Source organism: Spirillospora sp. NPDC049024 (assembly GCF_040649235.1).
GTDB lineage: Bacteria > Actinomycetota > Actinomycetes > Streptosporangiales > Streptosporangiaceae > Spirillospora.
Genome location: NZ_JBEZFD010000031.1, coordinates 1 through 20532, shown reverse-complemented (window position 1 = coordinate 20532; position 20532 = coordinate 1). Strand labels below are relative to the sequence as shown.

Below are 20532 nucleotides of genomic sequence, written 5' to 3'. Positions count from 1 at the left end.
ATGACGGAAGCACGCCGCGTAAGCGGTATTCGCGGGCAGGTCACGGTTGGATGCGTGACCAGATCCACTTGCCGCCGGCCGGGTCGCCGGTGACGCCGCACTTGGTCGACAGTGCTTGGACGATGTGCAGGCCCCAGCCGCCGTTGTCGTCGAATGCCTCCTCCGACAGGTCCAGGTCGTCGAGGGTGAGTTTCTTCATCGGCTTGGTCTGAGGGAGGGCGTAGTCGGCGTCCCAGACGGCGATGACGATGCCGTGCCTGTCCCGGCTGAGCTGGAGGCGGATCTCCTGGTGCGGCGTCTGCCTGGCCGCGTTCGTGACGAGCTCCGAAACGATCAGAAGCGCATTGTCGAGAATGTGGAAATAGTGCCAGTTGCGGATTCGTGCGTCCACAAGGGTACGTGCCAACCCCACTGCGGACGGTGTTCCCATAAGGGGCATAAGTAGATCCCCGGTCGCCGTCATCCCCATCGTCCCACCCTTGCCTGAGATTCCGTTTTCCTGTGACAAGGATCACCCGGCCGACTTAGGGTTTGCCTGTAGTCGCCTGAGCTGAATACAGGAAGTGTGAAAATGCCTATCGTGCGCGATCCCCTCAACCCCAAGCTCTCGATGTGGCACTTCCTGGCCTTCTACCTGCGCTTTTGGCGGGAGAAGGCCGGTCTCTCCCTCACTCAGTGCGGGGAGATCATGGGGGTCCAGCGCGGCACTGTTTCCAACTTTGAGGCGGGGCGGCGACGGCCACAGGAAGACCACATGCGGGCGCTCGACAAGTACTACGGAACCGGGTGGCTTTTCCAGCTATTGCTCTGGTTTGCCCGAATGGCGCATGATCCGAACTGGGGGAGGCAGCTCGTCAAATACGAGCAGGAGACGACCCTGATCAGGGCCTACCACGGCCAGGTGATCCCGCTCGCACTCCAGACGGATGAGTACACCTGGGCCTATGTCCAGGCCGGGACTCCGAAGGACTTCGAGGCGGAGATGGCCGAACGCGTCGCTCGGAAGAAGTCCTTTTTCAGCCGCGGGACCGAGGTCGAGATGTGGGCGACTCTCGACGAGAGCGTCCTCGCCCGTGAGGTCGGTGGTCCGGAGGTACAGAAGGCCCAGCTTGAACACCTGCTCGCCATGGCCGACCTGCCGCAGGTCAGCCTGCGCATCGTCCCGTTCAAGTCGGGCGCTCACCTGGGGGTTGATGGCTCGCTTCAGATTCTCAGCCTGGGAAGCCGGGACATCGCGTATTCGGGTGCCCAGAACGGCGGCCGCTTGATCGAATCGCCTGGCGAGGTCCGGGAATTGTCGGTTAAGTTCGACCGTATCGGCGCGAAGGCGGCCTCCCTGGAAGACTCGCGCGAGATCATCAAGCGGTACTTGGAGAGTTACGAATGAGCGTCCAGTGGCGTAAGAGCACTCACAGCGGCGGAGCAGATGACCAGCACTGCGTTGAGCTGGGAAGACTTGCGCCAGAGGCCGGGATCGGGGTGCGGGACAGCAAGGACCCGGACGGGGGACACGTCACCCTCTCAGGTGCCCAGTTCGCCAGCCTGATCGAGCAGATCAAGCGGGACTCGGCCTGCTGACCGTCCTCCCGCCCGGCAGGCCCGCACATCGGGTCGCTGCCCTCAACTCGCGTCGGGCTTAATCGCCTCCCCGGAAGACGGGGCGTTGGGCACCCGTTCGTCCTGCCTATGGCTTCGCCCTTGGCTGGGCAGCCAGGCCGTAGCGCGCTCCCTCAGGTTGCCGACGGCCGGTTCGCCTTGGCGGTACCCCAACGATCCGACCCTCGGCGCGTCGCCGCTCGGTCGTCCTGAAGTTCAGCCCCCATAGAGAGCGTCCCGCGCCCCTTCCCGGCTCGGCCGAACGCCTGACCCTTCCCCAGGGCCGGAACCAACGTCCCGTCCCATCCCGTCCGCTCTAGTTCCGATCTTGCGCCGCACGTCCCGTCCGGCCTGAGAAGCGATCCAACCCAGCGCCAGTCGGCCTGTCCCACCTGCATCCGCCCACGCCGGCGGCGCTCCCTCCTGGCTTCGGTGGCGTGCTCACATCGCGAACCACGCCCAGGGCCATGCTTGGAGCTGCGCTTGCGCGTTCCATCCGGGAAGCGCGCCGCCAGACAGCCGCGCGTCCTTTCCGTTGCCAGCTGCCGACGCACTCCGTGGTGCGCAGGCCCGAGTACGGGTAGCCGTTCAGGGCGTATCAGGCCAAGAAGTACTGGCCGTCGCGTCCAGACGGGTCCGTTGCGCGGAGGCTCTCGTAGAGGCCGCCCAGGCATCGTCCGGTGTCTTGGCCAGCAGAGTCGGTCTCGTGGAGCCTCCTGCCTGGATACGGCTGGTCATCCGGGGTGGTGGCGCCGGAATCGTCGATCACAAGGAGCGTGCCGAAGACCGCCTCGAACGCGGCGGCTTGCATGGTGCGCACGATGTCGTCGCGATCGGCTCCGGCGGCGAGCAGGCGAGCCGCCGGAGGGACGCTCTCCACCGCGCCCGGATTGCCCCAGCCGTCGAGAACCTCGTCCCAAAGGCGGCGCAGCAGCAGGAAGCTCGCCAGTTGGGGGATGTCTTCGGAGACCTCCGACTTGGCCCACTCCTCTGGCCCGTCGGCGCCGACTTGGGCGAAGCGGTCCCGCAGCGCGATCGCGGCGGTGCGTTGCTGCGTCGGGAGGCCGGCGAGCCACTGGTCCCAGGCTCTCTGCTCGTTGGCCATCGGATACCTGCATCGTGGAGGCCCTGTCCTTCAGGGCGGGGAGGGAACGCGGCTTGGTGCGGCATGGGGACCGTCCCGGGTTTGTCGGTGACTGTCTGTACGTTGTGCGCATGTCCCGGTACCGCTTGTGTCCGACCTCTCTGCAGGAGGCGGGGCTGCTGGAGCATTGCGGGCATGCCCGGTTCGTGTGGAACCTGGCCGTGGAGCAGCAGTCGTGGTGGACGCCGCGCCGTGGTCCCGCGCCGGGGTATCTCGCCCAGGCCCGCCAGTTGACCGAGGCCCGCGCCGCGAACCCGTGGCTGGAGGCCGGTTCGCAGACGGTGCAGCAGCAGGCGCTGCGGGATTTCGCGCAGGCGATGAGCAACTTCTTCGCGGGCACGCACCGGCGCCCGACGTGGCGCAAGGCCGGGTTGCACGAGGGGTTCCGGATCGTCGGGGTCCGTGGGCGGCAGTGGGACGTGCGGCGCCTGTCGCGCCGCACGGGTGAGGTGCGGGTCCCGAAGGTGGGGTGGGTGCGGTTCCGGTGGTCGCGGCCCGTGCCCGAGGGTGTGAAGTCGTTCCGGGTGACCCGTGACCGCGCCGGCCGGTGGCATGTCGCGTTCGCTGCGATCCCCGACCCGGTCCCCGCGCCCGGCAACGGGCAGGCGGTCGGCATCGACCGGGGCGTGGCTGTGTCCGCCGCACTGTCGACCGGGGAGACCTCGACCGTTGCGGGCCTGACACCCGGCGAGGCCGAGCGGCTGAATCGGCTGCTGCGGCGCCTGGCCCGCGCGAAGCGGGGGGGGTCCACCGCCGCAACCGGATCAAGGCCGCCATGGCCCGGCTCAAAGCCCGTGAGGCCGACCGCCGCAAGGATTGGGTCGAGAAGACCTCGACGGATCTGGCGCGCCGCTTCGACGTGATCGCCGTCGAGGACCTCAACGTGCGCGCGATGACCCGCTCGGCCAAGGGCACCATCGGGGCCCCCGGCGCGGGCGTCCGCGCTAAGGCCGGACTCAACCGGGGGATCCTGGCCAACGGGTGGGGGCAGCTCGCCGCCCGCCTCGAACACAAAGCACCCGGCCGCGTGATCCGGGTGAACCCGGCGTACACGTCGCAGACCTGCAACCCCTGCGGGCACCGCGCCCCGGAGAACCGCGAGAGCCAAGCGGTGTTCCGGTGCGTCGCCTGCGGGCACCAGGCCCACGCCGACGTCAACGCCGCACGCAACATCCGAGACACCGCCGTGGGACGCACGGTGGCAGCGCGGGGAGCCCTCCAGCCGGTAGGCGGGGCCGTGAACCGCGAACCTCAATCTGTTCTCCTGCCTGCGTAGGAGACCCGGTTGGAATCCCCCGCCTTCAGGCAGGGGAGGACGTCAAGGCGTATGAGGCCGAACTCCTCGCTCGCCTGGCTGTCGGCCTGGCAGAGGCTCGGGGCCAGGCCGACAGAAGAGGCGACAGTCTTCCTAAGACGCGGCCTGGCGTGCCACGCGGTAGCGGAGGGAGACGACTCTTGAGAAGGTGCGGGTCTCGACGAGTTCGAGATCCGCCTGGCGCTCGTGCTGGGGGTAGAACGGAATGCCGCCCCCGACCAGCACCGGGTAGACCCTGACCCGGTACTCGTCGATCAGACCCAGATCGGCGGCCTGGGCGGCGAGAGTCGCACCGCCGATCGCGATGCTGCCTTCCCCCGGCTCGGCCCGTAGCCGCTCGATCTCCTCCGCCAGGCCGCCGGAGGCCAGGCGGGCGTTGCCCTGCACCTCCGTCAGTGTGGTGGAGAACACCACCTTCGGAAGCGGATTCCAGAGCGCCGCCCATTCGCGCTCCGAGTCGTTGAACGATGAGACCTGGTCGCCGGTCTCCCAGTACAGCATCGTCTCGTAGAGTCGACGTCCCAGCAGGTGGACGCCGACCTCTTGGATCTCCTCGATGGAGAAGCGGAAGACCTCCTCGTCGGGCGCCGCCCAGTCGAAGCCGCCGTCCGGCCCGACGATGTAGCCGTCAAGTGAGACGGCCATCGAATAGGTCACGCTGCGCATCAGGCGCCCTCCTCGGTTACGGGTTCGACAGTACGACCGCCATACGCCGCAAGACTCATCACGGCCCGCAAGCCCCCTCCACGTCCTGACGGGAGCCCCCACCCGAAGGCGGGAAAGCCTGGTCCCGCTTGGCTCGTCGCAGTCGGCGAATCCCGGCGGGCGTCGCGACGGACGCTCTGGCGGGGGCGTTGAGGTGGATGGCCGTACTCGCACTCCCTCTTCCGCGGGCGCTTCCAAGGGCGCCGCGGAAGTGGGCTTCGCCCGGCCGCGCGCTTACCGCTGTACTGCGACCGGTGCTGGTCGGTTCGGCGTCACGCTCGGGTCGGGATCTCGGCCCACACCTCGTCCAGCGACAGGCCGAGGACCTCGGCGATCGCCGCGGTGGCGGGACACCGAACTGGAGAGACCTCGCCAAGCGGATGGCATAGATCGTGACAGTGGCAATTGGGACACCACATATTTCTGCAAATAGGTCAGCTCCACATCACTTGTATGTAGTTGACTGCACTCGTTATTTGCCTATGCAAGCCCTCAACTATGCACGAAAGTGGCCGCCTGTCGGCCCCAGGCCGCTCTGGGACGCATGTCGACTCCCAGGACGTCGACTTGCGCACGTGCAGAGTTCGCACGTGCGCGATTACATGGGGCGCGGTTCTGTCGTGACGTAAGCCCCGCGCGTCCAGGGCCGAGCCTGGCGGGCTGCCCGACCGTTGTCCTGGGAGCCGGCCCGCCTCCCCAGTGGAAGGGCTGACGGAGCGTGGGCGTGGACAATCCTTCTGGTGGGCCGGGCAAAGGCCCCGAGACCACCGACAAGCCCACTCCACCCGACACCGGCGGCACGTCATCGCACGACCATCCCGGAGCTGACGGGAAAACGCCCCGCATTGACAGCCTCGTCGCAGCAGGCTGGACGTTTCCCGGACGACCCGAGGCCGGTACCAGGCAGCCCGGTGATCGCGGCCCTAAGGCCGACGACTCAACCGCCGACCCGACCCGCGACAAGCCACAGGCGCAGGGTGGCTCCCCAGCCGAAGCGAAGCCGGACGTCAGGAAAGACCTCGAGGTCGACAAGAACGACTCCGACCCGCAAACGATCGAATCTGACGACGATGAAACCGACCCGGCCCAGACCGACAACGGTGACCCGGAGGCGAAAGAGCCCGACCCGGTCGAGTCCGAGGACCTACGCCAGGACGAGAGCGATCGCGGCAACGACGACCAGGAATCCGAGACCGGCCGATCCGAGACCGGAAAGGCCGGTGCCCAGGGAAATCACGACAACAAGGAACCACGTCCCCAAGACAGCGTCAGCTCCACCGGCGACAAGACCGACGGCCCCCAACCATCCCAGCGGCCGCCTTCCCGCCTGGAAAGCCTCGCCCGCGCCCGCGAAGCACAACAAGAGTACGCAGAACAGCTACGCGCCAAGGCCCAAGGCGCCCTTCCCTCCAACGAAATCGGGCAAGAAGCTCTGAGCGGACAGGGCGACCAAGAAGCCCCACTCCAGAACCGGGGCACGGGAGGGCGGGAGCTCGAGCCAGAAGCGCAGCCGCCAGTCACCGAGACGCCTCCCGCCGACGAGGACGACAGCGGCGACAACGACGCCGAGGGCAACGGCGACGACAGTGGCGACGACGGCGGCAACGTCGATACGTACAGCGGCGGTGACAACGACGACAACGACGACGAGAACGGTAGCCCGCCAGAGGAACAAACGGATTCAGCGAAACAGAGCGGCGCCCCGCCCGACTCGAGAGAGACGTCCCCTGTCACTGAGGAGCAACAGCGATCCTTCGATCAGATCAAGCAGCGTCTCGACGGTCTCAGTAGGAGAAAACAGCTAGAGGAAGTCGGCAAAGGTTTCGAAAGAGACGGTCTGAAGTACAAGCCTGAAGCCGGTCTGCTCGCGACCAAGAAGCACGGTGTCGACTGGTCTCAAGGTCCGGCTCGCGCGATAGAACAAAATCAACCGCAAGGGCGGTTCGGTAGTGCAGCAGACGTCCAGTACGCGACGGAGCGCGGAGCCGAACTAGGACCGAGCAAGAAGGGATTCTTCAGGCTGCCCGAAGGGCATGACTGTGTAGAGTATCATCCAGATGGCACGACAAGCATACCGGACAGCCTTTTCGTCAAGGTGTACCGTACCGGCAAGGTCCACGCTTACCCGCTGACCCGATAGGGGCAGGCATGAATTTTCGGCTACAAACAGGAAACCCTGAGACCCTGGAGGTCGCGTCGGCCGTGGACATGGCGGACGCGACAGCTGAAATGTATCCCATGGGGACCGAAGACGCCATCTTGTTCTGGAACTGGGTTCCCGTCCAACTCGAATACCGTTACGACATTCCCGTCCTGCTTGATGACCTGGTTCCGCTACTTGAAGATGTCCAGAACCCGGAAATCTCCCAGACGGAAGTCTACTGGGGATCGGACACTTTCTCCGCTGAATGGAACATCGTCCGCGATGGCGATTCGCTCAGAATCGATTCGCGCTGGGACAGTGTTCATGGAAGCTACGAATCTCTCCTCAACGACCGAAGTCAGTTGACCGTAAAAATCGATTCCTTCGTAGCCGAGTGGCTGAAAGTGCTCCGCCGGATCACATCCGACCTCGCCGCCCGCCACGTACGCCTGGAAGATGATGACATCGCTACTCGGGCGAAAAAGTTGTTGTCGAAGTCGGGCTGACCTCCAGCGTCCCCGCACTTCAACTGAACGGCGAAAGATTTAATGACTCCTATGAAGAGCGGCATCTGCTCGGTGACACCGAGGTGACCCGACTGCTCGGTGGCGTTGAACTGAAACCTGTCCCCGCCGCGTTTGCTGAGCTCGGCTGGGAATTCTAGCGAGAAAGATCGCGGTGGAGGCGTATTCGGAGTTGGATGCCGTCGCCATTGCTGAACTGGTGACAGAAAGGGACGTCTCGGCGGTTGAGGTCATGCAAGCGGCGCTCGAACGAAAGTGGGCCGCTGAACCGACGCTGCGGGCGTTCCGGCAAGATTTCGCCGCGCAAGCGCTTGCGGATGCGAAAGAGATCGACCGCGTTGTGGCCCAGGGGGCGCGGTTGCGGTTGGCCGGAGGGCCCATCGGGGTCAAGGCCTGGGATGGGCTGGATGATTTCCAGGCGGTTCGGCTGAGGCAGGAAGGCTGTGTCGTCATCGGCCTCACTTCCGTGCCGAAATCGACCACCGAGTGGCAGACCTGGGGGTTTACGGAGCGCGGCCCGACGGTCAACCCGTGGCGTTCGGACCGGACGCCGGGCGGCTCCTCAGCAGGTTCCGCAGCCGCGGTGATGGCGGGGGTCGTACCGCTGGCCACTGCCAGTGACGGTGCGGGATCCACTCGCATCCCTGCCGCATGGTGCGGTGCCATCGGGCTCAAACCCACCAATGGGCGACTCCCGGCCCGCGATTCTGTGGGACTCAACGTTCCCGGTGCGATCGTCCGTTCGGCCAGGGACGCCGCGCTGCACATGTCCGTCCTCCTGGAGGAGGAAGCGATCGGAGTCGCCAGTGGCCAGGTTCTCGCAGCCACCTGGTCCGCGAATCTGGGGTATGCCGATGTCGACTCCGAGCAGGCGGAGATCGCTTGGGCGGCCGCTGCTCACCTGGTCGGCGCGGGCCATGTGAGATGGCATTGGGCCAGAGCCGATCTGCTCGACCCCGAACCTGCCTGGATTGCGATCCGTGGCGCCGGCGATGGCCTTGCCGATGCCGAAACCGTCCGGCGAGTCAACAACACGAGGCTGCAAGAGCTCTTCAACGATGTCGATGTGCTGTTCACGCCTACGACACCGGGGCCTCCACATGGGCACCAAGGCCCTGGCAGCACAATGTCGGTCAGTCTGACCTGGGCGTTCAACATCAGTGGACATCCCGCCATCAGCATCCCCGCCGGCCAGGCCGCCGACGGCACTCCGGTGGGGCTGCAAGCCGTCGCACGACACGGCGAGGAGGGTGTTCTCCTGCGTTTGGCCGCCGATCTTGAACGCCTGAATCCCTGGCCGAAACGGGCACAGCCGACCCGGCCGGAAGGTCGGCCCAGTTCCAGACTCCGCCCCTGACCTCCGGCTCGGGGAGGTCGAGGTGGCCGGTCATCACGGTGGCCGCTGCTGCGCAGCTGCCCCGCTGGGTGCCGTGGCTGCTCGTGCGGCACTCGATCTGATGCGGTCACGGTGACCGGAGGCGTCGAGGCGGAGAGACGTGCCGCGCCTCCTCGCCCGCCGACGTCTCCGACTCGGCCGCGAGAGCGAGCCTCCGAGAGGCCGCCCGATTACGCTGTATTGCGACCGGTGCTGGTCGGTTCGATGTCACGCTCGGGTCGGCTGATCTCGGCCCATACCTCGTCGAGGGAGAGGCCGAGGACCTCGGCGATCGCCGCGATGGTCGAGAAGGCGGGGGTGGCCACGCGGCCCGTCTCGATCTTCCGGAGGGTCTCCGGCGAGACGCACGCGTCGAGCGCGGTGTCGAGAATCGAGCGCTCGCCCCTGGCTCGACGCAGGAGGGCGCCGAGGCGCTGTCCGCGTTCGAGCTCCGCGGGGGTGAGCGGCAACCTGACCATGTTCCGATTATAGTACCGGTATAGTATGACCGGTATAGTTATTGGTGACGTGAGATGGGCGCCGCATGATCGAGATCCTGAACCCCAGTGAAGTGGCCCGAGCGAAGGACACGGGCGCCCTGGTCGCTGACATCCTGCAGACGGTGAAGAGCCGTACCACGGTCGGCACGAACCTCCTGGACATCGACCAGTGGACCAAGGCGATGATCCTCGAAGCGGGAGCGGAGTCCTGCTACGTCGACTACGAGCCGTCCTTCGGACGCGGGCCGTTCGGCCACTACATCTGCACGTCCGTCAACGACGCCGTCCTTCACGGGCTGCCGTACGACTACACGCTTGCCGACGGGGACCTACTGAGCCTCGACCTCGCCGTCTCCCTGGGAGGCGTCGCCGCGGACTCCGCCATCAGCTTCGTCGTGGGCGAGTCGAAGCCCCCGGAGAGCGTCGCGCTGATCAGCGCGACCGAGCGCGCCTTGAAGGCGGGGATAGCCGCCGCCGGGCCCGGGGCTCGCACGGGCGACATCTCCCACGCGATCGGCTTGGTCCTGCGTGAGGCGGGCTACTCCATCAACACCGAGTTCGGAGGCCACGGCATCGGATCGACGATGCACCAGGACCCCCACGTCTCCAACACCGGCCGCCCCGGCCGCGGCTACAAACTTCGCCCCGGGCTGCTTCTCGCACTGGAGCCCTGGGTCATGGCCGACACCGCCGAACTCGTCACCGACTCCGACGGCTGGACGCTCCGCAGCGCCACAGGCTGCCGCACGGCCCACAGCGAGCACACCATCGCCATCACCGACGTCGGCGCCGAAATCCTCACCCTGCCGACGCACGCGTAACCGTAAGGTCCAAACCACCCCCGCCCCTCCGCTCCTGGTGCGTTCTGCGCTTGGCAATGCCTGCTTGCTCGCATGCGCGGCTCCAGGGTCCGCTTCACGCCTCGCCCAGGCCTGTGCAAGGGGCGTGCCATCTGCTTCTCAGTCGCGGGCTCTGGATGTCCTGCCGCTGGCGTCCGGGCCCTGGGGCGAACCCACCCGATTCACCACCTCGCCGGGCGTCGGGTCCCTTCCGCTGCCGCTCGCACACCGACCGCATTCGCTCACCCCGAGCTGATGATTCCCGTGAGGCCCGTCTGTCCGACCACCACTGGACGCCTTTGCCCAGGTGATGGGGATGGTAGGCCAGACGAGGACGACACGCTTGCAGGCCCTTCGGCAGGAACGCCAATCGGTGGCGGCCCATGTCACGGCACCGTTGATCACGACAACCCGACCGCGGCGAATCGGGCATCGGGATTGCGTGCGGGAGTGAACACGCGCCCCACTCGACCTTCCGTGTGTCGCCAATACCTGATCACACGCCTTCATGGACCGTTCCGCCCCCAATGGCCGTTGTCGGACATCTCTCCGGATCGATCGTGGGGATGCGGGTGGCGATGTACGGTCCGAATGTTGCCCCCGCAACCACGCAACATCGTGTTGTGGGAACGGGAAACAGGAAATGAATCGTGTAACCGCTGACCGCGCTCATCGGAGCATCAAGCGGACAAAGTTCTAATAGTGTGTCAGCGTACTGTTCAATGACGGATTGGCTGGTCCGCCTCTCAGAATGCGGCCTATCATGGGCTCGCCATCCATCCGGATTTTCGGATGGGTATTAAGCAGAGAGGGTCATAGCGGATGTCGGACTATACCTGGGATCATTCGGACAACCTCGCGCACCAGGTCGAGGTGACGCAGGAGACCGTCCCCGGCAGGGTCGCGCTGACGGCGACCCAGCTCATCACCCGCAACGGCACGAACGGGCAGGTCCTGCTGGTCGACCCGCATCCTGGGGGAACCTGGGAGACGTGGATGACGCCCTACTCTTCGCTCGTCCTCGACGAGGATGCACTGAAGACCAAGGGGCAGGAACTGGGCGAGGACCTGCAGTTCTTGAGAATCTCACCAGGCGCCTCCCTCAAAGATCTCGCCGACTCACTCGACCAGCTCGCCTCGGTCTACGAGCAGGAGTACCGGCAGGCGCTCGAGCAGGACCTCAACAACGTGCTTCCCGACCTCACCGGCGGCTGGCACGGGGAGCCTTTCTACACCACCTACTCGCTGAAGTTCTCTCACACGTCGCAAAGCTTCACCGCGTACAGGTTCGCCTTCTACCACGCCGACCTCCCGGTGACCGATGTCGCCGTCGACCACATCTGGGTGGACATCGACGACTTCAGCACCGTGGAGAAGTCCCCTGCGCAGATCAACGGCAAGGAAGTTGCCTCGAACGTCCCGGTGGCCGTTCGGCAGCTGCTGAGTCACATGAAAGAGTGATGAGGAGCGTCGGGTGACCTACCAGATCATCGGCACCGAGCACGCCGTGACGCGGCTGTCGGAACCCCCCTCGCAGATCTGGGTGATCGCCTCCCTGGAGATCACGGTGCGCCAGGGCGGCAAGACGCATCTTCTCCTGACGTTTCCCAGCTATCCGCTGAAGAGCGGGCATGTTTCGCCGCCGCATGACGAGGGCTACTGGAGCCCGCCGTTCGTGGCCTATCCCGTGCCCATGACGTTCTCACCGCCGACCACGGTGGGCTCGCTGCACAAGCTCGCCGCCGCGCGTATCAGCGACGACGCCATGAAGACCGATCTCGCCCACCTGGCCTACCAGATGGGCCTGCGAGACACCGAACTGGAGTATCGCGGCTCCTTCTTCGAGCTGAAGAAGTCTCCCCGGTCACCGGAACTGGTGAAGGCCTACAAGATCGTTCGCTATGGGCTCACCGGCGTGGACGAGGCCTGCCTGCGCAACCTCGCCGACCCCGACATGCGCCGTGGCTATGTGTACCTCCCGCTCGACGAGTACGAGGAGATGACCAGGCCTCTCCACAGTGACCTTCACGGCCGCACCGAACGCTGGTTCCTGGGGAAGCCGCTCATGAGCGATGTGGAGCACATCGTCTCCGACCGCGGTTGCCGCAGCATGATGGCGGCGAACGCGATCGACATCGACACGGCGCTGTTCTCCCGGCGCGAGACCGGGATCCTGTGCGCGGTCGACCTGGCCGGATACGGCGGCGCCCTCAGGTACGCACGGGAGAACATGCACTCCTTCCGGGAGACCTCCGACATCATCCAGGAGACCTTCCGCAAGTCCGTCGCCACACGCTTCGACCGGATGCTGGCCCGGCTCGGCACCACCCAGGTGCAGACCGCGGGAGACGGCTTCGTCGCGGCCTTCCCGCGACGGTCCTTCGAGAGCGTCGCCGACACGGTCGACGAGCTCCTGGAGGAATGGCGTGCCGTGGTCCGCCGCATCGACGACCTGAACGAGGCGATCAGGAATCCCCGGTACCGGGTCGGGTCCCGGATGGCCCTGCACTACGGGGAGTACGAGTACGGGCGCATCAGCGGCGTGGGAAGCTTCGCCCTGGCGTTCGACGGCGCGGCGATCATCGAGGTCTGCCGGCTGGAACAGGCGCTCGCGATCGCCATGCGGGAGGGGCTCGCGCCCGCGGGTCCCATCCAGCCCACCGCGCTCGCACCCCGCCAGAACAACCTGCTCATCAGCCCCGGCATGCAGGACGTCCTCGGAAGCGGCTGGCGCCCCCGCGACGACGGCTACCTGCACCTCGGCGAGCTCGACCTCGTGGCGAAGGAGTTCATCGGCCACGGCAACGTCTGGCAGGTCGCGGCGTGAACCTGCCGCCGCGCCTGGCGCCGGACGAGCCGGCCGAGTCGCTCGCACGCACCCTGCGCGGCGCGGGGCCGGGCGCCCAGGCCCTCGCCCTCGACCTGGTGGCCGAGGTCTCCAAGGCCATGGACGCCGGTGACCCGCGTGTCTCGGCTCTCGTGGAGCGCCGCGCCCGCCTCCACGCCAACGGGTTCCTCAAGTTCGTCCTCGTGGCGGCGGACGAATGGTCGTCGCCCGACCTGGCCGGGCACAAACTGGTCCTGCACGCCTGGCACGACTCGACCGCCGGCGGCAGGGAGAACGTCCACGACCACCGGTGGCCGTTCTGGAGCACGCTCATGTGCGGCCGACTTCTTTGGGAGAGCTACTCGCTGTCCACCAGGAGTGAAGCCGCCCCGACTCACGTCGCATGCGAGTACCGGAGCCCCGGCGAGGCCGCCAGCTACGAGATGCTGCCGCGAGGCCCCGCCGTGCTGGACCGCGGGTTCACCGCCACGATGCCGGCGGGCACGGTATTCCACCTGAGCGAGACCGAACTGCACAGGGTCGCCAGGGGAGGGCCGGGCCTGTCCGCGACGCTGTTCCTCCAGGGACCTCCCGTGCGCCCCGCGACCAACGTCTACATCCCCGTCTCAGGTGAGCGGTCGCGACCGGAGACCGTCATGCGGAGAAGCACGATCAGGGAGGAGGTCGAGCACCTTCCGGTCGACCGGGTACGGCGCTTGGTCAAGGATCTGCTCGACCGGCCGCGGTGAGACCGTCCGGCCACGGTGACGGATCACGCTCCCTCACCGGGTCGACGGCCGAGTTCCCTGCGCACCGCCGCCTCTAGGCCGCCCGCGTCACCGACGCGGCGGAAGTCCTCCACCCGCAGATTGCGGAACATCACCTCCGGTGGTCGATGCTCCGAGCTGAGCCCGATGTCCCCCAACGCGCACACGTCCCCGGGAGGAGCCGGCAGCTCACCCGAGACGACGAACAACTGGACATGGGGGAGTCCTGCCCGATGGGCCGCCAGTAGACGATGCACCCCGTCGATGACGACGAGGTGCATCCCGTGCTCTTCGGCGACAGGCGGAATGAGGAACGCGAGGCCGCCATGGTCGGCCACCCGGAGCGGGAGATAGGGCGCCACCCCCGCGTCCCGGTAGGACGCCAGGAGTTCCTGGGCCGAGTCGAGCCGCTGGCGTCTCGCCACATGGACGATCGACCGCACGTCGGCGAGGCGGATCTCCTGCCATCCCAGTCTCGCGTCGCCGTAAGGGGTCGGCCACATGGCCGCCAAAGCGGACGCGACCACCGGCCCGAAGTGCTCCGGCGACACTGGCTCCACGACGTCCTACCGGCCTTCCAGCGCCTCCATCGAAGCGTACAACTGCGAGACCAGGGCCGCTTCGACCTCTTCGGCGAGCCCGTCCGCGGCCCTGATCGCCTTGATGCAGACTCCACCCAGCAGTCGATGGGTCGCCCGAAGCTCCTCCTCGGTGAGGGCACCGGCGACCCCGGGGGCGAGATCGGCCGCCGGATCGGTCAACGCATCGTCGGCCACGCAGTGGCTGAACCACCAGGATCCGCGCATGCCCAGCAGCAGGTTCACGACCTTCGACATCCGGTAGCGGGCCTGGACCGTGCGGCCTCGGGCGACGCTCTTGGTGACGCCCGCGTACTCCGATGCCAGTTGCACCGCCATCCGGACCGCGTGCGCCTCCCGGGCCCCGCGCCTGCGGCTCTGCGCGAGAAGGACCCGGTTCAGTGCGTCGAACCGGCCGTCCGGGTCCCACCGGAAGTCGGTACCCTCGCGCAGCGGAGTCGCGGGGCCCGAGCCGTCCTCGAAGAAGAGGTCGCAAAGACCGGTCTCGCTGCTCATGACGGTGTACTTCAAACCGAACTCCGGGACGAGCGCGGGATACGTCACAGCCGTGCGCCCGGGGAGCAGATCGGTGAGATGGTCCGGCGGCGTCCTGTAGAGCGCGGTCAACTCCTCCGGGGCTACCAGGAAGAAGAGGTCGATGTCGGAAAGCCCGTCGGCCGTCCCCCTGCCATGCGACCCGCCGACCGCAATTCCGAGCACCCTCCCCGTCGCGGCCGAGGCACGAATGAACGGGGCGAGCCACCCGGGTTCCGCGCTGCTGTCCATTCGCCATCTCTAGCGCGAATGATGACTTTCAGTCAATGATCGTGGTCGATCTTTACTCCGGATGCCTTACGTGTGCCCCTCTGGTCTCCTGAATCGGCCATGGCGGAGGGACGTGCAGGCGAGAGGCATCCGCCGCCGAGGGCCGCCATTGGACAGCAGAATGACGGCACATCAGCGCGGCCGTAGACGGGGAGTCGTTCTCGACGTGAGATCAGTCCATTGAATCGGCCGCTACTCGGTGAGTCGTCCGAGCGCAAAATATGTGGTAAGTCGAGGAATGCCAAGCGCGCGGCCGTATGTGGTCGGTCTGCCCCTCCGGGTGTTTGCCGGGGTCGGTGCGACGGGCACCCCCATCAATGCCCCTCGCCTGCGGTTCGTGACTTCGTCATGCTGCGGCGAAAGGGGACGGTGAATGGCGCGGTTCACCAGGCGGACGAAAGACTTCGATCACGCGAAGTGGCTCGGCCTGATCGATGTCTCCGGCCCGTTCCTCAGCCTGCCCGTACTCCGCCGCACCTGGACCGCCCTCGACGCGCTCGACAGGTCCGTCCGTGAGCGCCTCCGCCTGGAGCACGCCGCCCTGCCCGGACGGCCGTGGATCGACTACGTCCTGACCGAACTCCTCGGCTGGGGAGACCTCGTCCATTTCGAAGACGAGGTCGGCGACCTCGCCATGGAGGTCCCCGCCTACGACGCCACGGTGACGCCGTCCTTCGCGCTGCGCGAGCCGGGCTCGCAGGCCGCTGCGGACGGTAAGTCGATCCGCGTCCTGGGGCTCATCTGCGACGCGCACCCGAACCAGCGGATCAGGGGCTCAAACTGGCTGGCCACCCCCGCCGACCGGCTCGCGCAGCTCTGCCGCCACCATGAGATCGACCTCGGCCTCTGCACCGACGGACGCTGGTGGGCGCTGATCTGGGCGCCCCGTGGCAGCGTCACCACGACGGCCGTGTTCGACTCGGTCGGCTGGCACGAGGTCGCGGAACGCGTCGTCGTCCGCGCGTTCGTCTCCATCCTCGGCCGGGCCCGCTTCTTCGGCGTCCCCGACGAGGAGACGCTTCCCGCCCTCCTGGACGCGAGCAAGGACAACCAGGAGGACATCACCGAGGCACTCGGAGTCCAGGTCCGCCAGGCCGTCGAACTCCTGGTCTCCGCCATCGGCCGCATCCACAGCATGGACATCGCCCGGGGCGGCCCGGGAATCGGTGACATCCCCGCCCACGAGGTCTACCGCGGCGCCGTTGCTGTGATGATGCGCGTGGTGTTCCTCCTCTTCGCCGAGGAATGCGGACTCCTGCCCGCGGACAAAGAGCTCTACCGGAACTCATATTCAGTGGGGCGCCTTTGCGCCCAGCTTGAGGCTCGGGTGCGAGACGGCAGTGAAGAGGACCTGGAGCACACCCACGCCGGCTGGTCCCGCCTGCTCGCTCTCTTCAACGCCGTCTACTACGGCATCGACCACCCTGACATGCCCATGCAGGGGCATGACGGCTCGATCTTCGATGCCGATCTCTACCCGTGGCTCCCCGCCACCGTCGACGACCGGACGGTCCTGCACATGCTCCAAGCCGTGCAGTACGTCCAGATCGGCACGGGCAAGTCACGCGAGCGGCGCAGGCTGTCCTTCCAAACCTTGGCGGTCGAGGAGATCGGATACGTCTACGAGGGCCTTCTCTCGCACGACGGCTTTTACGCCACGGAGACGTTTCTCGGGCTGGTCGGCAAAGCAGGCCTTGAGGAAGAAGTAGCATTCAGCGCCCTGGAGGACATGGCCGCCTCCTGCCCGGAGGTCGCCATGCTCGCCGACAGACTCGCAACCGAGTACAAGAAATCCGGAATCGGCTCCGCCAGGGCCCTGGAGAGGCGGCTAGCGAAGCTGCCGGACGCCGACGCGCAGGAGGCCCGCCGCAAACTGCTCGCCGCCACGATGGGCGACCATGTCCTGACCGAACGCCTCCTGCCGTTCTTCGGCCTCATCCGCCGGGACCTCCGCGACCTGCCGGTGGTCATCCTGCCTGACGCCTTGTACGTCACCGAATCGCCCGTACGGAAGAACACGGGTGCCCACTACACCCCCGGCTTCCTCGCCAAACAAGTGGTGGAGGGCGCGCTGGAGCCGCTGGTCTACTCTCCGGGCCCGCTCCAGACCTCGGACACCAAGCGCTGGAAGCTGAAGTCTTCAGACGAGCTCCTCTCGTTGAAGATCGCCGACATCGCCATGGGCTCGGCGGCCTTCCTGGTCGCGGCCTGCCGCTACCTCGCCAACCACCTCGTCAGCGCATGGATCCGGGAAGGAGACGAACGCGCACGCGCCTACAACACCGAGCCGTCGGGCCAGACGACCGACGCCGACGCCGACCCGGTGGTGATCAATGCTCGCCGCCACGTCATCGAGCACTGCCTCTACGGCGCGGACATCAACGAAATGGCCGTGGAGATGGCGAAGCTGTCGCTGTGGCTGGTGTCGATGGACCCGCACAAGCCGTTCACGTTCCTGGACGACCGCCTCGTCGTCGGCGACTCCCTGCTGGGCATCACGTCACTCGACCAGATCGAAGTCATGCACATGGACGCCGAGCGCGGCCGGAGGCTCCACAAGGACGAAAGCGCCCTGTTCGACCTGACCGCAGGGATGCGTGAACTCACCGGACGGGTAGCCGCCAAGCGCCGCCGCATCGTCGGCATCGACGGCACCGACCTGGGCAGGCTCGAAGCCAAGCGGGCGATGCTCGCCGAAGCCGAGAAGGACCTCGAACGCGCCCGCCTCCTCGCCGACCTCGCCACCGCCGCCGCCCTGGCCCATGCAAGCAGGGGAGGCACCGGCCTGGACGCCGCCTCCAACCTGGCCGTCACCGAAGCCCGGAAGGTCATGTCCAGCGACGAGGCGAGCGAACTCGCCGCCCGCGTCCGTCGCGACACCTGGTTGAGCGCAGACCGGTCGGCCAATGCCTTCGAGCCCAAGCCGATCCACTGGGCCCTGGTATTTCCGGAGGTCTTTGCAAAAGGCGGCTTCGACGCCATCATTGGCAACCCTCCATTCCTTGGTGGCCAGAAGATAACCGGAAGCCTGGGAGCCTCCTACCGCGAGGCCCTAGTTCACCTGATCGGACGAGGTGCCCGGGGCAGTGCAGACCTGGTCGCCTATTTCCTCCTGCGGTCTCACGATCTACTGAATCCTGCCGGACTGACTGGCCTCATAGCGACCAATACCATAGCTCAAGGGGACACCCGGGAAGTCGCCTTGGATCGACTTGTCAACGACGGCGTAACGATCAGGGGATCTGTGAAGTCGAAATCCTGGCCCTCGAAGAGCGCCGCGTTGGAATATAGTGCCGTCTGGACCACTAAAACGAACTTGGGGGAGAAGTCCGAGTGTATTGCGGACGGTGTGCGCGTCAGCGGAATCACCTCCTCGCTCGATCCGGAATCACGTGTCAACGGGCCTGCGCGGCGACTCGCTTCAAATGCCGGGATATCCTTTCAAGGGTCCATCATTCTCGGGGTCGGCTTCACGATGGATCCGGGTGAGGGTGAGCGGCTGGTCGAGTTCGATCGGCGAAATCGTGAAGTGTTGGCGCCATACCTCAATGGCCAGGATCTGAATAATCGGCCAGACCTTTCGGCCTCTCGTTGGGTGATTGACTTCCATGACTGGCCGGAGAGTAGAGCCCAGGCGTACCCGGAATGCTATGAGCGCGTTGCGCGCCTGGTGAGGCCTGCGCGGGAATGTAGCAATCGCAAGGTCTATCGGGACCTTTGGTGGCAGTATGCCGAAAAGCGGCCCACGCTGGTTGCGGCGTTATCGAGTATGCGAAGAGTGATCGCAATCACTCTCGTCAGCAAGACCGTCATGCCGGTTATGGTGCCGACCGGTCAGGTCTTCTCCCACATGCTGGGCGTCTTCGCGACCGAGGACACTGGCATGTTGGCTCTCCTGAGCAGCGCGCCGCACTATTGGTGGACACTGTCGCGCGCCTCAACGATGAAGACCGACGTTCGTTACACGCCGTCCGACGTGTTCGAGACGTTGCCGTTACCGGAGATGACGTCCGAGATGCGGGCGCTGGGGGATCGACTGGACCGGTTCCGGCGGGATCTCATGCTGGCGCGGCAGGCCGGGCTCACCAAGACCTACAACATGGTGCATGACCCGAAGTGCATGGACACCGACATCGTGGGACTTCGCCAGATCCACGAGATGATCGATGAGGCGGTGTGCCGGGCGTACGGGTGGGACGATCTGGTTCCGCAACTTGACCACGGCCACTACGGCGTCGGTCGTGAGACGCGGTACACCGTAGGGCCCGCTGTCCAGCGGGAGTTGGTGGACCGGCTACTGGAGTTGAACCACGAGCGGTACGCGGCCGAGGACGCGGCCGGCCTCCACGACAAGAAGAACAAGAGGGGGCGGCGTACCCGGAGCGACGATCAGGAAGGCTTTTTCTAGGGTCCGGTCACCGTGGAGGCGTGACGGTCGTCCTGCCCAGGTCACAGCAAGCCAAAGAGCCGACTACCCTCCGTATTCTGCCCGATATTGCGGACCATGAGGGTTTTTGCCTGTTGGCGCGCCTGCTGGCGCATCGGGAGTTGGGCGTCGGGGAAGTGGCTGCGACGGCTGCCTTGCCGGAGTCTGAGCTTGCGGCGGTGGTCGACGGCGCCGAGCCGAGCGCGGCGTTGCTGCGCGGTCTCGCGCCGGCGCTGGGCATGCATGACGGCCGAGCCACATGATCCGGCATGAGTACGACGACGCGGCGCCACTCCATTTGGGTTGCCATTGTTCGATGTTCCGTGGAGGTGAGAGTCGGTGACACCGCCCGGGACGCCGTAGCCACTCAGCCTCTCCGGCAGGGAGGGGCTGCTGATCAGATGGCTTCGCGGTCAAGCACCTCGGATGTGTGCAAGGCACCGCTGTTGCAGGAGGTGTAGGCCTTCTGACTTGGCGGCCCGTCGCCAGGGGCGGCGGATTCAAGCTCGTACCAGGACGAGGAGCTTGCCCAAGGGCGCTGGGTCCACCGCCAGAGGACCCGCGTCCGGCGTCAGCGCGATGAGCGCTGTCAGAGCGTCGGAGAGGTACTCCTCCACCTTCCCGTCCGAGTTCCCTTCCCTATTGACGAGGATCGCCGCCAGGAGCGAGGTGGCCGCCAAGACCATGTCGCCTTGTCTGATCCGGCGGCTCCGATCCCAAAGCGGCTCGGCCAGCCGCACGGCATTCCTGATCAGGGCCGTGACCTCTTCGATGCCGATCGCATCGGCGCGATGCAAAGCGGCCTCCAACGCCATCCCCGGATCATGGGCGGGTGAGTCGCTGATGGCAGTACGCAGTTCGTCGCGGAGAAACGGGACTGTACGGTTTTCGGTGTAACTCCTGATCAAGGAGTGACACCTGGTGACGAGAACTGAAGTGAAGGCGGACGGCGCGGTGGCCAAGGCCGA

18 protein-coding genes and 1 pseudogene are annotated in these 20532 nt (G+C 66.3%); 12 read left to right on the top strand and 7 right to left on the bottom strand.

The window, feature by feature from the left end; genetic code table 11:
• Nucleotides 1–40 precede the first annotated feature (40 nt).
• On the bottom strand, nt 41–391 hold the full coding sequence (locus tag AB0C21_RS38645; protein WP_500211059.1) for an ATP-binding protein: 351 nt from the start codon (nt 389–391) through the stop codon (nt 41–43).
• Nucleotides 392–580: 189 nt separating this feature from the next.
• On the opposite strand from AB0C21_RS38645, the gene AB0C21_RS38640 reads away from it, so the two are divergent.
• Together AB0C21_RS38640 and AB0C21_RS38635 are read left to right on the top strand one after the other, a co-directional pair.
• Nucleotides 581–1387 (top strand): helix-turn-helix domain-containing protein, encoded by an 807-nt coding sequence (locus AB0C21_RS38640; protein WP_500211057.1) that lies wholly within the window; start codon nt 581–583, stop codon nt 1385–1387.
• Entirely contained in the window at nt 1384–1578 is a 195-nt protein-coding gene (locus tag AB0C21_RS38635; RefSeq protein ID WP_500211056.1) for a DUF397 domain-containing protein, read from the top strand. The genes AB0C21_RS38640 and AB0C21_RS38635 overlap by 4 nt, the downstream gene beginning before the upstream one ends.
• 616 nt (nt 1579–2194) lie before the next feature.
• Here the strand turns inward: AB0C21_RS38635 and AB0C21_RS38630 are convergent.
• Complete coding sequence (locus tag AB0C21_RS38630) at nt 2195–2701, bottom strand: hypothetical protein (RefSeq protein WP_500211055.1); 507 nt, start codon at nt 2699–2701, stop codon at nt 2195–2197.
• 128 nt (nt 2702–2829) lie between these two features.
• Between AB0C21_RS38630 and AB0C21_RS38625 the strand changes: the two are divergent.
• A pseudogene (locus AB0C21_RS38625) lies at nt 2830–4016 on the top strand (RNA-guided endonuclease InsQ/TnpB family protein); the annotation flags it as partial.
• A gap of 132 nt (nt 4017–4148) precedes the next feature.
• Here AB0C21_RS38625 and AB0C21_RS38620 read toward each other — a convergent pair.
• Nucleotides 4149–4721 (bottom strand): dihydrofolate reductase family protein, encoded by a 573-nt coding sequence (locus AB0C21_RS38620; protein ID WP_500211054.1) that lies wholly within the window; start codon nt 4719–4721, stop codon nt 4149–4151.
• Nucleotides 4722–5484: 763 nt separating this feature from the next.
• Between AB0C21_RS38620 and AB0C21_RS38615 the strand changes: the two genes are divergently transcribed.
• The 3 genes from AB0C21_RS38615 to AB0C21_RS38605 all read left to right on the top strand — a co-directional run bounded on the left by AB0C21_RS38615 (nt 5485) and on the right by AB0C21_RS38605 (nt 8784).
• Entirely contained in the window at nt 5485–6900 is a 1416-nt protein-coding gene (locus tag AB0C21_RS38615) for a hypothetical protein (RefSeq protein WP_500211053.1), read from the top strand.
• 8 nt (nt 6901–6908) lie between these two features.
• The gene (locus AB0C21_RS38610) at nt 6909–7409 is read left to right on the top strand and encodes a hypothetical protein (RefSeq protein ID WP_500211051.1); all 501 of its coding nucleotides are present in this window, start codon (nt 6909–6911) and stop codon (nt 7407–7409) included.
• A 172-nt stretch (nt 7410–7581) separates the two neighbouring features.
• Entirely contained in the window at nt 7582–8784 is a 1203-nt protein-coding gene (locus AB0C21_RS38605) for an amidase (protein WP_500211050.1), read from the top strand.
• Between the two features lie 209 nt (nt 8785–8993).
• Here AB0C21_RS38605 and AB0C21_RS38600 read toward each other — a convergent pair whose 3' ends face one another.
• A complete protein-coding gene (locus tag AB0C21_RS38600; RefSeq protein WP_500211048.1) occupies nt 8994–9281 on the bottom strand; it encodes a helix-turn-helix domain-containing protein in 288 nt (95 codons plus the stop codon).
• A 65-nt stretch (nt 9282–9346) separates the two neighbouring features.
• Between AB0C21_RS38600 and map the strand changes: the two genes are divergently transcribed.
• From map to AB0C21_RS38580, 4 genes are all read left to right on the top strand, one after another.
• Nucleotides 9347–10123 (top strand): type I methionyl aminopeptidase, encoded by a 777-nt coding sequence (gene map / locus AB0C21_RS38595; protein WP_500211046.1) that lies wholly within the window; start codon nt 9347–9349, stop codon nt 10121–10123.
• Between the two features lie 840 nt (nt 10124–10963).
• The gene (locus tag AB0C21_RS38590) at nt 10964–11602 is read left to right on the top strand and encodes a hypothetical protein (RefSeq protein WP_500211045.1); all 639 of its coding nucleotides are present in this window, start codon (nt 10964–10966) and stop codon (nt 11600–11602) included.
• Nucleotides 11603–11615: 13 nt separating this feature from the next.
• Nucleotides 11616–12968, top strand: a complete 1353-nt coding sequence (locus tag AB0C21_RS38585) for a nucleotidyl cyclase domain-containing protein (RefSeq protein ID WP_500211044.1) — start codon at nt 11616–11618, stop codon at nt 12966–12968.
• Nucleotides 12965–13717 (top strand): hypothetical protein, encoded by a 753-nt coding sequence (locus AB0C21_RS38580; RefSeq protein ID WP_500211042.1) that lies wholly within the window; start codon nt 12965–12967, stop codon nt 13715–13717. Before AB0C21_RS38585 ends, AB0C21_RS38580 begins: the two co-directional genes overlap by 4 nt.
• A 23-nt stretch (nt 13718–13740) precedes the next feature.
• Here the strand turns inward: AB0C21_RS38580 and AB0C21_RS38575 are convergent, their stop codons facing one another.
• Both AB0C21_RS38575 and AB0C21_RS38570 read right to left on the bottom strand, forming a co-directional pair.
• Nucleotides 13741–14295 (bottom strand): hypothetical protein, encoded by a 555-nt coding sequence (locus AB0C21_RS38575; protein ID WP_500211040.1) that lies wholly within the window; start codon nt 14293–14295, stop codon nt 13741–13743.
• A 6-nt stretch (nt 14296–14301) separates the two neighbouring features.
• Nucleotides 14302–15099 carry a nucleotidyltransferase domain-containing protein gene (locus tag AB0C21_RS38570; protein ID WP_500211038.1) on the bottom strand — a complete coding sequence of 266 codons (798 nt, stop codon included), beginning with the start codon at nt 15097–15099 and terminating at the stop codon, nt 14302–14304.
• 412 nt (nt 15100–15511) lie between these two features.
• Between AB0C21_RS38570 and AB0C21_RS38565 the strand changes: the two genes are divergently transcribed.
• Nucleotides 15512–19546, top strand: a complete 4035-nt coding sequence (locus AB0C21_RS38565) for an Eco57I restriction-modification methylase domain-containing protein (protein ID WP_500211036.1) — start codon at nt 15512–15514, stop codon at nt 19544–19546.
• A gap of 20 nt (nt 19547–19566) precedes the next feature.
• Nucleotides 19567–19827: a hypothetical protein gene (locus AB0C21_RS38560; protein WP_500211034.1), complete on the top strand. Its 261-nt coding sequence runs from the start codon at nt 19567–19569 to the stop codon at nt 19825–19827.
• Nucleotides 19828–20064: 237 nt separating this feature from the next.
• Here AB0C21_RS38560 and AB0C21_RS38555 read toward each other — a convergent pair.
• Nucleotides 20065–20532: hypothetical protein (locus AB0C21_RS38555; RefSeq protein ID WP_500211033.1), on the bottom strand; the 468-nt coding region annotated here is incomplete at its 5' end.

Excerpts from the sequence above, each read along its gene's own strand:
- AB0C21_RS38610 (WP_500211051.1), top strand. The coding sequence starts at position 6,909 with ATGAATTTTCGGCTACAAACAGGAAACCCTGAGACCCTGGAGGTCGCG.
- AB0C21_RS38570 (WP_500211038.1), bottom strand. The coding sequence starts at position 15,099 with ATGGACAGCAGCGCGGAACCCGGGTGGCTCGCCCCGTTCATTCGTGCC.
- AB0C21_RS38565 (WP_500211036.1), top strand. The coding sequence starts at position 15,512 with ATGGCGCGGTTCACCAGGCGGACGAAAGACTTCGATCACGCGAAGTGG.
- AB0C21_RS38600 (WP_500211048.1), bottom strand. The coding sequence starts at position 9,281 with ATGGTCAGGTTGCCGCTCACCCCCGCGGAGCTCGAACGCGGACAGCGC.
- AB0C21_RS38590 (WP_500211045.1), top strand. The coding sequence starts at position 10,964 with ATGTCGGACTATACCTGGGATCATTCGGACAACCTCGCGCACCAGGTC.
- AB0C21_RS38630 (WP_500211055.1), bottom strand. The coding sequence starts at position 2,701 with ATGGCCAACGAGCAGAGAGCCTGGGACCAGTGGCTCGCCGGCCTCCCG.
- map (WP_500211046.1), top strand. The coding sequence starts at position 9,347 with ATGATCGAGATCCTGAACCCCAGTGAAGTGGCCCGAGCGAAGGACACG.
- AB0C21_RS38620 (WP_500211054.1), bottom strand. The coding sequence starts at position 4,721 with ATGCGCAGCGTGACCTATTCGATGGCCGTCTCACTTGACGGCTACATC.
- AB0C21_RS38635 (WP_500211056.1), top strand. The coding sequence starts at position 1,384 with ATGAGCGTCCAGTGGCGTAAGAGCACTCACAGCGGCGGAGCAGATGAC.